The following is a 12,803-nucleotide window of genomic DNA, read 5'->3' as shown; positions in this document are numbered from 1 at the left end:
GTAGTTGGGGGTCTGGCAGTCAGAGGAAGTCGGAAGTGTCCAGGTCGAAGGCGAAGGGTTCGGGGAGAGTGATTGGCTTGCCGAAGTCGGCGGTGTGGAGTTCGCTGTAGTCGGCTTCGGTCGGATCGCTGAAGAGCGTCACCGTGCCCTGATCGCGGTCCACGAGGAGGTAGAGCGGAAGGCCCGCGCGGGCGTAGCAGTGCCGCTTGGCGATGCGGTCACCATCGGGCTTGCTGCTTGTGACCTCCACGACCATGGCGATGCCATCAGGTTCCATCCATGTCGGCGCACCGCGGTAGAGGCGCATCTCGCGAGGAGCGAAGGTTGCGTCCGGGATGGCGTAGTTCTTGGGGCACCGTCCGCCGCGTGGCAGCTTGATCCCTTTGTTGCCTGCGAACTGCATACGGACCTTCGAGTGCTCGTAAACCTGAGCGAGAACCAATTCGATGGCGTCCTCGTGATCACCATCCGGCGCCGGCGACACGACAATCTCCCCCTCGATGAACTCGACCCTGATCCCCTCCGGGGGGTCCAGGGCGAGGAAGAACTCCAGGAGGGCTTCTTCTTCCTGCTGCGTGCGCGGCCGCTCGTCCGTCATAGCCGTCATGCTGCACCCCCTTGTGATCGGAAGCCAGTCTTACCGGTGGGCCGCGCTGGCAGGACCGTCCTCCCGCCGCTTCACTCGCAAGAGGGACGGCACCCTGCTAGCCGCACTCCCCAAACCAACCTTGAGTGGAATAGACTCAACTTAGTGCATGTTGCTGGAAGCAATACAGCACTGAAGAACAGGCCAGGCACGAGGAGGAGCCCCAAGCCGTGGATGCCGAGCTGACCAACAAGAGCCGGGAGGCGCTGGCCGCCGCGCAGGAGCGGGCCGTGTCGGCCGGACACGCCGATATGACGCCCGCCCATCTGCTGCTGGCGCTGCTCGCCGGCCAGGAGAACGAGAATCTGCTGGACCTGCTGGCCGCCGTGGAGGCGGACGCCGCCGCGCTGCGCGGCGGCGCCGAGCGGCAGCTGGCCGCGCTGCCCAGTGCGCAGGGCTCCACCGTGGCCGCCCCGCAGCCCAGCCGGGAGCTGCTGGCGGTGATCGCGGACGCCGCCGAGCGGGCCCGTGAGCTGGGGGACGAGTATGTCTCCACCGAGCACCTGCTGATCGGCCTGGCGGCCCGCGGCGGCCGTACCGGCGAGCTGCTGGAGCAGCAGGGCGCCTCGGCCAGGAAGCTGCTGGCCGCCTTCGAGAAGGCGCGCGGCGGGCAGCGGGTGACCACCCCGGACCCGGAGGGCACCTACAAGGCGCTGGAGAAGTTCGGTACGGACTTCACGGCCGCGGCCCGCGACGGCAAGCTCGACCCGGTGATCGGGCGGGATCATGAGATCCGCCGGGTGGTGCAGGTGCTGTCGCGGCGTACCAAGAACAACCCGGTGCTGATCGGCGAGCCGGGCGTCGGCAAGACCGCCGTGGTGGAGGGGCTGGCGCAGCGGATAGTGAAGGGTGACGTCCCCGAGTCGCTGAAGAACAAGCGGCTGGTGGCGCTGGACCTGGGCGCCATGGTGGCCGGTGCCAAGTACCGGGGCGAGTTCGAGGAGCGGCTGAAGACCGTCCTGGCGGAGATCAAGTCCAGCGAGGGCCAGATCATCACCTTCATCGACGAGCTGCACACAGTCGTCGGGGCCGGTGCCGGCGGCGATTCCGCCATGGACGCGGGCAATATGCTCAAGCCGATGCTGGCCCGTGGTGAGCTGCGCATGGTCGGCGCCACCACCCTGGACGAGTACCGCGAGCGGATCGAGAAGGACCCGGCGCTGGAGCGCCGCTTCCAGCAGGTGCTGGTGGCCGAGCCCTCGGTGGAGGACACCATCGCCATCCTGCGCGGCCTCAAGGGGCGTTACGAGGCGCACCACAAGGTGCAGATCGCGGACTCCGCGCTGGTGGCCGCGGCCACCCTGTCCGACCGTTACATCACCTCCCGCTTCCTGCCCGACAAGGCCATCGACCTGGTGGACGAGGCGGCCTCCCGGCTGCGGATGGAGATCGACTCCTCGCCGGTGGAGATCGATGAACTCCAGCGTGCCGTGGACCGGTTGAAGATGGAGGAGCTGGCCCTCAACAACGAGTCGGATCCGGCGAGCCAGGAGCGGCTGGCCAAGCTGCGCCGCGATCTGGCCGACAAGGAGGAGGAGTTGCGCGGGCTCACCGCGCGCTGGGAGCGGGAGAAGCAGTCCCTCAACCGGGTGGGTGAGCTCAAGGAGCGTCTGGACGATCTGCGCGGCCAGGCCGAACGGGCCCAGCGGGACGGCGACTTCGACACCGCCTCCAAGCTGCTCTATGGCGAGATCCCGGCGCTGGAGCGGGAGTTGGCGGAGGCGGCGCAGGCCGAGGCGGCCGCCGAGCAGGAGGCCGAGGCCAGGAACCTGATGGTCAAGGAGGAGGTCGGCTCGGACGACATTGCCGAGGTGGTCGCCGCCTGGACCGGCATCCCGGCCGGCCGGCTGCTGGAGGGCGAGACCCAGAAGCTGCTGCGCATGGAGGAGGAGATCGGCAAGCGGCTGATCGGCCAGGAGGAGGCGGTACGGGCGGTGTCCGACGCGGTGCGCCGCAGCCGGGCCGGGATCGCCGACCCCGACCGGCCCACCGGTTCGTTCCTCTTCCTGGGCCCCACCGGTGTCGGCAAGACCGAACTGGCCAAGGCGCTGGCCGACTTCCTCTTCGACGACGAGCGGGCCATGGTCCGTATCGATATGAGCGAGTACAGCGAGAAGCACGCAGTGGCCCGGCTGGTGGGCGCCCCGCCCGGCTATGTCGGCTACGAGGAGGGCGGCCAGCTCACCGAGGCGGTGCGGCGGCGCCCGTACAGCGTGATCCTGCTGGACGAGGTGGAGAAGGCGCACCATGAGGCCTTTGACATCCTGCTCCAGGTGCTGGACGACGGACGGCTCACCGACGGCCAGGGGCGGACGGTTGACTTCCGCAACACCATTCTGATCCTGACCTCCAACCTGGGCTCCACCTTCCTGGTCGATCCCCTGCTGAAGGAGGAGCAGAAGAAGGAGCGGGTGCTGGAGACCGTACGGGCCTCCTTCCGCCCGGAGTTCCTCAACCGGCTGGATGACACCGTGGTCTTCCACCCGCTGGGCACCGCCCAGTTGGAGCGGATTGCCCGGATCCAGATCGACCAGCTCCAGCGGCGGCTGGCCGACCGCCGGCTCACCCTGGATGTCAGCGAGGCGGCGCTGCGCTGGCTGGCCGCCCTGGGCCAGGACGCCGAGGGCGCCGCGCCCGACCTCACCTATGGCGCCCGTCCGCTGCGCCGTCTGGTGCAGACGGCCATCGGTGACCGGCTGGCCAGGGCGATCCTGGCCGGGGAGGTCCGGGACGGCGACACCGTCCGGGTGGACCGGGTGCCGGAGGGGGGCGAGGGGCTGTCGGTGACGGCCGCCGTGGCGGAAGCGATCTGAGCCGGGTCCCGCCAGGGGTTGCATCGCGGGGGCGGGTGTGAGGGAGGATGGCGGTATCCGTACGAAGGGAAGTCCACGGTGAGCATCGACCCGTCCTCGATTCCGAATTTCGGGGGCCAGCCAGAGCCGCAGCCCGAGGCGGGCCCGACCGGCCCCGTCATCCCCGACCAGGACCTGGTCAAGCAGCTTCTGGAGCAGATGGAGCTGAAGTACCTCGTCGATGACGAGGGCGACCTCGCCGCGCCGTGGGAGCAGTTCCGTACCTACTTCATGTTCCGTGGTGAGGAGGAGCAGCAGGTCTTCTCGGTCCGGACGTTCTACGACCGGCCGCACGCCATCGAGGACAAGGGAAAGATCCTTGAGGCGATCGACGACTGGAACCGCCGCACCCTGTGGCCCAAGGTCTACACCCACACCAATGACGACGGCACCGTCCGTCTGATCGGTGAGGCCCAGATGCTGATCGGTGTCGGCGTCTCCCTGGAGCACTTTGTCTCCAGCACGGTCAGCTGGGTCCGTGCCTCGATCGAGTTCGACAACTGGCTGGTTGAGCAGCTGGGTCTGGAGGCCGAGATCGAGGGCGAGGACGGCAAGCCGGACGACGAGGCGTGACGTCCGTTCAGCTGAGCGGTCACATCGGGATGCGGGCGATCGTCAGCAGATACGTCCCGTAGACGAAGGAGAGCCCGGCCAGCGCGCCGACCGTCACCACGGCGGTGCGCGGCCGGGCTCTTGCCATGCCCAGGGCCATCGGGATCAGCAGCGGGAAGGCGGGCAGCAGAAAGCGCGGCTTGGAGGCGAAGTAGCTGGAGCCGCCCAGGGCGATGACACAGAGCACCAGGACGTAGCAGAGCAGGGCGGCGGGCGGGCGTTCCAGGATCAGGAAGGCCAGCGCGATCAGCGCCACCACCAGGACGATCAGTGAGCCGTAGTACGCCAGGTAGTCCCGGCCCACGAAGAGGTGGCGGATAAAGCGCAGGGCGTCGGCGCCGAAGTCGAAGCGGGAGCCCCAGCGGCGCTGGACCCGGAAGTAGCCCAGCATCCCGCCGCCGGAGCGGTAGCCCGCCCAGAGGACATATCCGCCCCAGCCCAGCGGGGCCAGCGCGGCCCCGGCCCACACCCGCCAGTCGGCGCGGGCGGTGCGGTCCCGGCAGAGGGTGAGCACGGTGGCGCAGGCCACCGCGGCGGCCACCGCGATGGCGTTGGGCCGGGACAGCCCGGCCAGCAGGGCCAGCGCGCCGGCCCACAGGCGGCGGCCGGTGAGCAGGGCGTAGAGCGACCAGGCGCACAGCGCGGTCATCAGCGACTCGGTGTAGCCCATGGTCTGCACGATGGCGTGCGGCAGCAGTCCCCAGAGCAGCACCAGCCAGGTGGCCGTCCGGCGGCCGTACAGCCGCTCGCCCACCGCGTAGATGCCCCAGGCGGCGGCCCCGGCCGCGCTCCAGGAGACCAGCAGCCCGGCGGTGACCACGGTGACCGGCAGCAGGGTGGCCACGGTGTGCACCAGGCCGGGGTAGAGCGGGAAGAAGGCCAGGTCGTTGAAGACCACCCCACGGGTGGTGGGGGAAGGGATGATCAGGCCATAGCCGTTGCGGGCGATTCCGGCGTACCAGATGCCGTCCCAGGAGTGGCCCAGCAGACTGCGCGGATGGCGGCCGATGCTCCAGGCCCAGGCGGCCATCGCGGCCAGTCCGGTCAGCCGTGCCGCCGCGTAGAGCCCGAGGGCCGGGGTGGCCCGGCGCAGTGCCTCGCGGATGCGCTCCGCGCGGGGCTGGCGGCGGGCGCTGCCCCGCGGTTCCGGCGTTCGTACGGGGACGGCGGTGTCGGCTGACACAGGAGGCACCTCCGGTACGAGGGTGGCGGTATACCGACCATGCGGCGTGCGCTCGGCGGGCGGGTGCGTAAACGCCGTGGGGGGTGTGGCTTCCACCCGCTCGGGCGCACGGTGGATTGCGGGATTCCGTCAGGGATTTGCCCAGCGTCCGCCCGTTCAGTGCGGGGTGGTGGGGCGCGTGCGGGGTGTGCGCCCGCGCGGGGCTCCGTATGCGGGGTCGCGTTTCGTGTGCGGGTCGTTTGTGGCTGGTCGCGCACACGCGGTGGAGCCGCATGGTGCGACTGGCCCGTGCGCCTGAGGGGGCGCCTCCGGTTGTGTCCACCGGGGCGCACCCGGCAACGAGACCGAGTCTGCCGACGAGCGTTGCCATTCGGCTGCGGGCCCGCTTGGGCTGGTCGCGCAGTTCCCCGCGCCCCTGACGGGGCGCCCCCAGTGGTCGTCGGCCAGGCCCTAGGGTGAGCGGACCGAGAGCCGGATGACTGGGGAGGAAGCGGAGATGGACGGTGGATTCAGGCCCGCTCAGCGGGTGACCGGAGTGGGCACCTCGGTGTTCACCGAGATGACCGAGCTGGCCCGCCGCACCGGGGCGGTCAATCTGGGGCAGGGGGTGCCGGAGCTGGCCAGCCCGCCGGGGCTGCTTGCGGATGTGGCGGCGGAGGTGCTGGCGGGGGAGAACCAGTACCCGCCCGCCCGGGGCCGTCTGGAGCTGCGCCGGGCGGTGGCGGAGCACCAGGCCCGGCGTTACGGCCTGGAGTACCGGCCGGAGGACGAGGTGCTGGTGACCACCGGTGCCACCGAGGCGCTGGCCGGGGCGCTGCTGGGGCTGTGCGACCCGGGGGACGAGGTGCTGGCCTTCGACCCCTGCTATGACGCCTATCCGGCGGGGGCCCGGTTCGCCGGGGCCCGCCTGGTGGGGGTTCCGCTGGCCCTGGACGGTGACCGTTTCGTCCTGGACGAGGGGGCGTTGCGGGCGGCGGTGTCGCCCCGTACCCGGGTGCTGCTGCTGAACACCCCGCACAATCCCACCGGCAAGGTGTTCACCGCCGGGGAGCTGGCGGTGGTGGCCGAGGTGGCCATCGAGCACGGGCTGACGGTGGTGACGGACGAGGTCTATGAGCACCTGGTCTATGACGGGCTGGAGCACCGGACCATCGCGGCGCTGCCGGGGATGCGCGAGCGCACCCTGACCATCTCCTCGGCGGGCAAGACCTTTGGCGTCACCGGCTGGAAGGTGGGCTGGGTGTGCGGCCCGGCCCCGCTGGTGGCGGCGGTGGCGGGGGCCAAGCAGTTCCTCACCTACACCTCCGGGGCGCCCTATCAGCGGCCGTTGGCGAAGATGCTGGGGGGCGTGGAGGAGTGGGCCGCGGAGTTGCGGCGGATACTGGCGCACAACCGCGATCTGCTGAGCGCCGGACTGGCGCGTGCGGGGTTGCGTCCCTATCGCGCGGACGCCGGGTATTTCGTGCAGGCGGACATCAGCGCGTGGGGGCATGGGGACGGCGTGCGATTTTGCCGTGAACTCCCGCTGCGCGCCGGGGTGGTGGCCATTCCCACGGCCGCCTTCTATGTGCGCCAGGGCACCCCGTCCCAACTGGTGCGCTTCTCTTTCTGTAAGCCGGAGAAGTCGATTGCCGAGGCCGTGGAGAAGCTGCTGAAGGCCGCTTGACCAGCGCTCATGCAACTGGCTCATGCGGAGCCGCATATGCGCCCGGCGGAGTTCAACTCCCGCCGGGCGCACTTTTGTTGAACGTTTGAACCGCGAGCCCCACGCACGGATGGAAAATCGCCGATGATGGGTAAAAATGCCGTGCGCGCCGCTAGATTCAGGACCCCTCTCATTCGGGGCCACGTGCCGAGGCCAATACACCCGGGTTCCACCCGGATTCCTTAAAAATCCCGCAAGCGGAACCTGGAGCCTCCACTGTGGGCATCGATCCGGCGCCCCCGAAGATCTGGTCCTCCTCGGGGCGGGCCGGCCACCCTCCACTGCTCGCTCGCGGAGCCGACCCCATGCTCACCACTCTCAAAACCAGCTATACCGATACCCGGGCGGCGGATCTTGCCTGGTGTCTGGGCCGGGAGCCGCTGCCGGCACTGGCCGTGCTCGACCTGAACTTCCCCGGCTGCGCCGTGCAGTTGCGGCTGCTCGGCGCCTCGCACCAGGTGCTCCTGGAGGAGGAGAGCGGAGTCTGCTCGGAGACGGTGGCCTGCATACCCGGCAGCAGCACCCCGCTGCCGCTGGGCGTGGCCAAGCGGGTGGGCGCCTGGGAGTACGAGTTCGCGGCCCGGGTGGAGACCCTCAGCCGCTGTTCCTTCGCCGGCCGCGCCCAGGAGTTGCTGGCGCTGGTGGCCGAGCACCCCCAGGGCCTGGCCGGGACCTTCCCCGGCAGCCCGCACGCCTTCACCGCGCTGCTCGCCCAGCGCCGGGACGGCCAGGTCAGCTGGCGTACCTGGCACGCCTATCCCCAGGAGGGGCGGCTGGTGGCCACCCGCACCCGGGTGGGCGTACGGATCGGCGCGCTGTCCCCCGCCGAGGGCCGGGCGGCCGCCCAACTGTCCATGGACTGAGCCAGATTGAACTCTTGTGGGTGACAGGGCGTTGTCTGATCGTGACGTAGCGTTCCGGCATGAACTACCGTCCGGTATCCGCGCGACTGCCCGTACCGGCCGGGCTCGGCCGCCTCCTCGTGCTGACCACAGTCTTCGTCTGCGCCGCCTGTGGGCTGGTGTACGAGCTGGAACTGGTCGCCCTGGCCTCGTCCCTGATCGGCGACTCCGTCACCCAGGCATCCGTGGTGCTGTCGGTGATGGTCTTCGCCATGGGCGTCGGCTCCCTGCTCGCCAAATGGCTGCGCGGGCGCGCGGCCGCCGGTTTCGCCCTGGTCGAGGTGGCGCTGGCACTGCTGGGCGGGCTCTCCGCCATGGCGCTGTACGCCTGCTTCGCCTGGTTCGGCCATATGCGGCCGGCTCTGGTGGCGTTCTCGCTGGCCATCGGGGTGCTGATCGGGGCCGAGGTGCCGCTGCTGATGACGCTGATCCAGCGCATCCGGCGGCAGGACGCGGGCGGGGCGGTGGCCGAACTGTTCGCCGCCGACTATGTGGGGGCGCTGGTCGGCGGGCTGGCCTTCCCCTTCCTGCTGCTGCCGGTGCTGGGGCAGCTGACCGGGGCGCTGGTCACCGGCGCGGTCAACGCGGTGGCCGGGGGCGCGCTGGTGCTCTGGCTGTTCCGCCGCGATCTGAGCACCCGGGCGCGCTGGGTGCTGGTGACCGCCAACTGCCTGGTGCTGTTGGCGCTGGCCGCCTGCTCGGTGCTCACCGCCCCCTTCGAACGGGCCGCCCGGCGGGCGGTGTACGGGGGGGATGTCCGGATCGTGGTGCAGACCGACCGCCAGCAGGTGGTGGTCACCGGCGGGGCCGGCGGCAAGCCGCTCTCCCTCTTCCTGGACGGGCGGCTACGGGCCGGCGGCGGGGACCCGCTGCGCTACCCCCAGGCGCTGGTGCACCCCGCCATGGCCGGACCGCACCGCCGGGTGCTGCTGCTGGGCGGCGGCGACGGGCTGGCGCTGCGTGAGGTGCTGCGATATCCGGATGTGGCGTCGGTGACCATGGTGGAGCCCGATGCCGAGGTGGTGCGCCTGGCCCGCTCCGACCCGGGGCTGGCCGCCCTCAACGACGGGGCCTTCCGGGACCGCCGGGTGACGGTGGACTCCGCCTGGCTCTTCAACTGGCTGCGCGGCCACCCGGCGCCGTCCGCGCCGTTCGATGTGGTGATCTGCGATCTGCCCGACCCCCGGGGCGCGGTGGGCGTCAAGCTCTACTCCCAGGAGTTCTACGGTCTGGTCACCCGTCAACTCGCCCCCGGAGGACGGCTGGCGGTGCACGCCGGTGAGCTCTCGGAGCAGCCGCATACCTTCTGGACGGTGGATGCCACGGTGCGCTCGGTGGGGCTGTACACGCTGCCCTACCAGGTGCGGCCGGAGCCGGACGGGGGCCACCGGCCGGACTGGGGGCTGCTGCTGGCGTCCCGTACGCCCGTTGTGCCCCGCCTGCCCCAAGGCGGGCCGGTGCCAAGGACATTGACGCCCCAGGCCCTGGCCTCCGCCGTGCATGCCGCCGAACTCACCCGCGAGGACGGGCTGTTGCCCTCGACGCTGATGCATCCGCGCTACTGAGCACCGCCGCTGCCCAGGGAGTCGCGGAAGGCGCCGGGTGAGACCCCCGCGCGCAGCTGGAAGAACTTGGCGAAGTTGGCGGCGTCCGCGAAGCCCAGCCGTTCGCCGATCCGCACCGCGGGCAGATCGCTGTGTGCCAGCAGGCGCTTGGCCTCCAGCATCACCCGCCGGTCGAGGAACTCCTTGGCGCCCACCCCGGCCGCGGCCAGCGTGGCGCGGGAGAGGGTGCGCGGTGAATAGCCCAGCCGCCGGGCGTAGTCGGCGACCCGGTGGCTGGTGGCGAAGTCCCGCTCCACCGCGGCCCGGAAGCGCAAAAAGGCATCGCCGGGGGCGGGGACGCTGCTGCCGGCCGGGGTGCCGGGGTGGGCCAGCCGCAGCAGCAGTACGGACAGCAGATGGCGCAGGATCTCGGTGTGCGCCTCGGCGGGCAGGCCGGTGGCGGCGAACTCGGCGGCCAGATGCCGTACCGCCTGGAAGACCGCCGTCCGGTCGGTCCCGGCCGGCTGGTGCAGCACCGGGCCGAAGGGGTCGTCGGCGAGGGCCGCCACGGTGTTGCCGGGCGGCAGAAAACCCGGCTGGAACAGCAGCACCGTGCCCTCCATGGCGGCGACCTCGCCGAACTGCTGGACCTGGCCGGGCCGTACCCACAGCAGTGAGCCCTCGGTCAGCCAGTAGCCGGTGAAGTCCACCGTGTGGGTGGCGGCGCCGGAGTCCACGGCCAGGAGCTGGTGGAAGTCCAGCCGCTGGGGCCGGGGCAGCAGGCCCTCGGGGGCCCGGGTGCGCAGCTCGGCCAGGCTCATCACCTCCACCCCGGCCGGGGTGCCGGGCGGGGCCTGATAGCTGAGCTCGATGACCTCGCTGGGGATGTGTCGCTTTTTCACCATGAGCAGACCTCGGCATACCTGGTCGGGGTGGTGCGGCCCGCCTAGCGTGGACGTCACCGACAACAGTGGTTCTACAAGCAACGATTTTGGTGAAAGAGATGGCACAACCACCACGGCACCGGGTCACCTATGCCTTCGACGCCTACTGCGGCTGGTGCTACGGCTTTGGCCCCACCGTCCGCGAGTTCGCGGAGGCGAACGCCGACCGGCTGGAGCTGAGGGTGCTCGGCGGCGGTTTGTTCACCGGGCCCTCGGCCAAGCCGGTCTCGGCCTACCCCTATATCCCGGCCGCCGACGCCCGGATCGCCGAGCTGACCGGCGCGGTCTTCGGCGAGGGCTATGCCGCCGCCCTCGCCGAGGGCGGCTCGGTCCTGGACTCGGCCGCCGCCGCCACCGCCCTGGTGGCACTGGCCCAGCAGGCCCCCGACCGGGCCCTGGAGCTGGCGGGCGCGCTGCAGCGGGCCTGGTATCTGGACGGCCGCAGCCTTTCCGACCCGGAAACGGTGCGTTCGGTGGCTCTGGCCGCCGGCCTGGACGGGGCGGCCGCGGTGGCCGCGTACACCGGCCCGGACAGCCGCCGGACGGCGCTGGAGGGCTTCCGGGAGGTCCGGCGGCTGGGCGTGGACGCCTTCCCGACTTTGCTGCTGCATACCCCCGATGGCGGGGTGCGGCGGCTGGGCGGCCCCACCACCTCAGCGCGAGCGCTCAGCCGGGCGCTGGACGAGCATGACAACTGACGCAAAGCAATGGACAACGGAGGAAACCCCCATGGCCAAGATCGCACTCTTTGGCGCCCGCGGAACCATCGGCAGCCGGATCCTGCGTGAGGCGCTGGACCGCGGCCACCAGGTGACGGCGGTGGTCCGTAACCCCGCTGACTTCACCGAGCGGCATCCGGCGCTGACCGTGGTCACCGGTGATGTCCTGGACCCGGACTCGGTGGCGGCCGTGGCCAAGGGCCAGGACGTGGTGATCAGCGCGGTCGGCGGCGGAGGCGGCCCCGGCCACCAGGCCACCATCGCCCCGGCCGCCAAGTCCCTGGTGCAGGCGCTGCGTTCCCTGGGCGAGACCGCGCCCCGGCTGATCGCCGTGGGCGGCGCCGGATCACTGCGCAAGCCGGACGGGACGCTGGTATGGGACGGCGAGGGCATCCCGGAGTTCCTGCTCCAGATCATGCACGCCCATGGGGACGCGCTGGACTACTACCGCACGGTCCGGGACGTCCGCTGGACCAACCTCAGCCCCGCCGCGCTGATCGAACCGGGCGAGCGCACCGGTACCTACCGCACCGCCCTGGACGACCTGGTGGTGGACGCGGAGGGCAACAGCCGGATCTCCGCCGAGGACTTCGCGGTCGCCCTCCTCGACGAGGTGGAGAAGGCGGAGCACCTGGGGGAGCGGTTCACGGTCGGCTACTGAGGCAGGTACCGAGCCAGGTGCCCGGACCTCATGGATGCCCACCCGGGGGTCCCCGTGACGCAGGCAAAGGAATTAGGCTCGCTTGCCATGGAGCATGAGGTGTTCGTTCCGTTTCCCGTCGAGGCCGTACGGCGGGTGCTCTCCGATCCCGGGCGGGTGGCCAGGTGCGTACCCGGGCTGCAGCAGGACGCCGGTGAACCGGGGGACGCGGGCGATGCGGGTGAGCACGGCGGCGCGCTGGCCGGGCGGCTGCGGGTGCGCATCGGCGGTTCCACCATCACCTACCGGGGCGAGCTGCGGCTGACGGAGCGGGACGGGCGCTATGAGCTGTCCGGCGAGGGCACCGAGGCGCGGGGCGCGGCCACGGTGACGCTGGTGCTGCGCGCGGAGGCGGAGCCGGTGCCGGGCGGGACCCGGCTGGCCTGCACCGGCTCGGTGGACAGCGCGGGGCGGCTGGCCGAGTTCGACGAGAAGACGGTGCAGGGGGTGGCGCGGCGGCTGCTGGACCGGTTCGGCGCGGCGCTGGCGGAGGAGCTGCGCGGGGAGGTTCCGGAGGTCTCCGGTGCCGAGCTCCCCGGTTCCGGGCTCCCCGGCTCCGAGCTTTCCGGTCCGGAGATTTCCGGCCCGGAGCCGGTGACGGCGGACGGGCTGGAGGCGGACGTCGATGCCATCGACACCGAGGCGGTGGAGGAGGCGTTGCTCGGCGAGGAGGAGCCGCCGGCCGAGGCGGCGCATGCCCGGCGGACGATGATCGGGCGCTCCGCGGAGGAGGTCGATCACGCTCCGCCGAGGGGGCGCTATGCGCCGGTTCCGGCGCCGGAGACGGTGACCGGGCGGGCGGCGCTGCGGTGGGCCGCGCCGGCCGCGGTGCTGCTCGCATCCGCGGTGGTGGTGGGGCGGGTGCTGCGGCGGCGCCGCTGAGCGTTTCCGGCCGTCCGCCGGTGGGTGGGCACGCCCCTGCGGGGCGTTTGGCTCCCACCTGCGCACCACCCGTGGCCGGAACCGGAATGGTGAGCTCGCCTGTGGGGACGGCCC

General features: G+C 71.4%; 11 protein-coding genes. 8 read left to right on the top strand and 3 right to left on the bottom strand.

Annotated features, from left to right (window positions below; all coding sequences use genetic code 11):
* Positions 1 to 19 precede the first annotated feature (19 nt).
* Complete coding sequence (locus CV755_RS22540; protein WP_109282117.1) at positions 20 to 607, bottom strand: Uma2 family endonuclease; 588 nt, start codon at positions 605 to 607, stop codon at positions 20 to 22.
* 209 nt (positions 608 to 816) lie between these two features.
* Between CV755_RS22540 and clpB the strand changes: the two genes are divergently transcribed.
* Both clpB and CV755_RS22530 read left to right on the top strand, forming a co-directional pair.
* Positions 817 to 3,459 (top strand): ATP-dependent chaperone ClpB, encoded by a 2,643-nt coding sequence (gene clpB / locus CV755_RS22535; RefSeq protein ID WP_109282116.1) that lies wholly within the window; start codon positions 817 to 819, stop codon positions 3,457 to 3,459.
* Positions 3,460 to 3,537: 78 nt separating this feature from the next.
* Entirely contained in the window at positions 3,538 to 4,071 is a 534-nt protein-coding gene (locus CV755_RS22530; protein WP_109282115.1) for a YbjN domain-containing protein, read from the top strand.
* A 19-nt stretch (positions 4,072 to 4,090) separates the two neighbouring features.
* Here CV755_RS22530 and CV755_RS22525 read toward each other — a convergent pair whose 3' ends face one another.
* On the bottom strand, positions 4,091 to 5,293 hold the full coding sequence (locus tag CV755_RS22525; protein WP_193553459.1) for a hypothetical protein: 1,203 nt from the start codon (positions 5,291 to 5,293) through the stop codon (positions 4,091 to 4,093).
* Between the two features lie 496 nt (positions 5,294 to 5,789).
* Here CV755_RS22525 and CV755_RS22520 point away from each other — a divergent pair, with 496 nt between their 5' ends.
* The 3 genes from CV755_RS22520 (at position 5,790) to CV755_RS22510 (ending at position 9,465) form a co-directional block, all read left to right on the top strand.
* Entirely contained in the window at positions 5,790 to 6,959 is a 1,170-nt protein-coding gene (locus CV755_RS22520) for an aminotransferase class I/II-fold pyridoxal phosphate-dependent enzyme (RefSeq protein ID WP_109282114.1), read from the top strand.
* Positions 6,960 to 7,303: 344 nt separating this feature from the next.
* On the top strand, positions 7,304 to 7,861 hold the full coding sequence (locus CV755_RS22515; protein WP_109282113.1) for a DUF2617 family protein: 558 nt from the start codon (positions 7,304 to 7,306) through the stop codon (positions 7,859 to 7,861).
* A gap of 59 nt (positions 7,862 to 7,920) precedes the next feature.
* On the top strand, positions 7,921 to 9,465 hold the full coding sequence (locus tag CV755_RS22510) for a polyamine aminopropyltransferase (RefSeq protein WP_109282112.1): 1,545 nt from the start codon (positions 7,921 to 7,923) through the stop codon (positions 9,463 to 9,465).
* On the opposite strand, the gene CV755_RS22505 is transcribed toward CV755_RS22510, so the two are convergent.
* Positions 9,459 to 10,349: an AraC family transcriptional regulator gene (locus CV755_RS22505; RefSeq protein WP_109282111.1), complete on the bottom strand. Its 891-nt coding sequence runs from the start codon at positions 10,347 to 10,349 to the stop codon at positions 9,459 to 9,461. The two genes, CV755_RS22510 and CV755_RS22505, sit on opposite strands and share 7 nt — an antisense overlap.
* 98 nt (positions 10,350 to 10,447) lie before the next feature.
* Here CV755_RS22505 and CV755_RS22500 point away from each other — a divergent pair, with 98 nt between their 5' ends.
* The 3 genes from CV755_RS22500 to CV755_RS22490 all read left to right on the top strand — a co-directional run bounded on the left by CV755_RS22500 (position 10,448) and on the right by CV755_RS22490 (position 12,689).
* Positions 10,448 to 11,086 carry a DsbA family protein gene (locus CV755_RS22500; protein WP_109282110.1) on the top strand — a complete coding sequence of 213 codons (639 nt, stop codon included), beginning with the start codon at positions 10,448 to 10,450 and terminating at the stop codon, positions 11,084 to 11,086.
* Between the two features lie 31 nt (positions 11,087 to 11,117).
* The gene (locus CV755_RS22495; protein ID WP_109282109.1) at positions 11,118 to 11,768 is read left to right on the top strand and encodes an NAD(P)-dependent oxidoreductase; all 651 of its coding nucleotides are present in this window, start codon (positions 11,118 to 11,120) and stop codon (positions 11,766 to 11,768) included.
* Positions 11,769 to 11,855: 87 nt separating this feature from the next.
* Positions 11,856 to 12,689 carry an SRPBCC family protein gene (locus CV755_RS22490; protein ID WP_109282108.1) on the top strand — a complete coding sequence of 278 codons (834 nt, stop codon included), beginning with the start codon at positions 11,856 to 11,858 and terminating at the stop codon, positions 12,687 to 12,689.
* Positions 12,690 to 12,803 lie beyond the last annotated feature (114 nt).

Source organism: Streptomyces orinoci (genome assembly GCF_003121295.1).
GTDB classification, from domain to species: domain Bacteria; phylum Actinomycetota; class Actinomycetes; order Streptomycetales; family Streptomycetaceae; genus Streptomyces; species Streptomyces orinoci.
The sequence above is the reverse complement of the archived record's forward strand: the minus strand, read 5'-3'. Positions and strand labels throughout refer to the sequence as shown.

Bases quoted from the DNA above. Each gene is read 5' to 3' on its own strand.
- CV755_RS22540 (WP_109282117.1), bottom strand. From the start codon at position 607: ATGACGGCTATGACGGACGAGCGGCCGCGCACGCAGCAGGAAGAAGAA.
- CV755_RS22520 (WP_109282114.1), top strand. From the start codon at position 5,790: ATGGACGGTGGATTCAGGCCCGCTCAGCGGGTGACCGGAGTGGGCACC.
- CV755_RS22515 (WP_109282113.1), top strand. From the start codon at position 7,304: ATGCTCACCACTCTCAAAACCAGCTATACCGATACCCGGGCGGCGGAT.
- CV755_RS22510 (WP_109282112.1), top strand. From the start codon at position 7,921: ATGAACTACCGTCCGGTATCCGCGCGACTGCCCGTACCGGCCGGGCTC.
- CV755_RS22505 (WP_109282111.1), bottom strand. From the start codon at position 10,349: ATGGTGAAAAAGCGACACATCCCCAGCGAGGTCATCGAGCTCAGCTAT.
- CV755_RS22500 (WP_109282110.1), top strand. From the start codon at position 10,448: ATGGCACAACCACCACGGCACCGGGTCACCTATGCCTTCGACGCCTAC.
- CV755_RS22495 (WP_109282109.1), top strand. From the start codon at position 11,118: ATGGCCAAGATCGCACTCTTTGGCGCCCGCGGAACCATCGGCAGCCGG.
- CV755_RS22490 (WP_109282108.1), top strand. From the start codon at position 11,856: ATGGAGCATGAGGTGTTCGTTCCGTTTCCCGTCGAGGCCGTACGGCGG.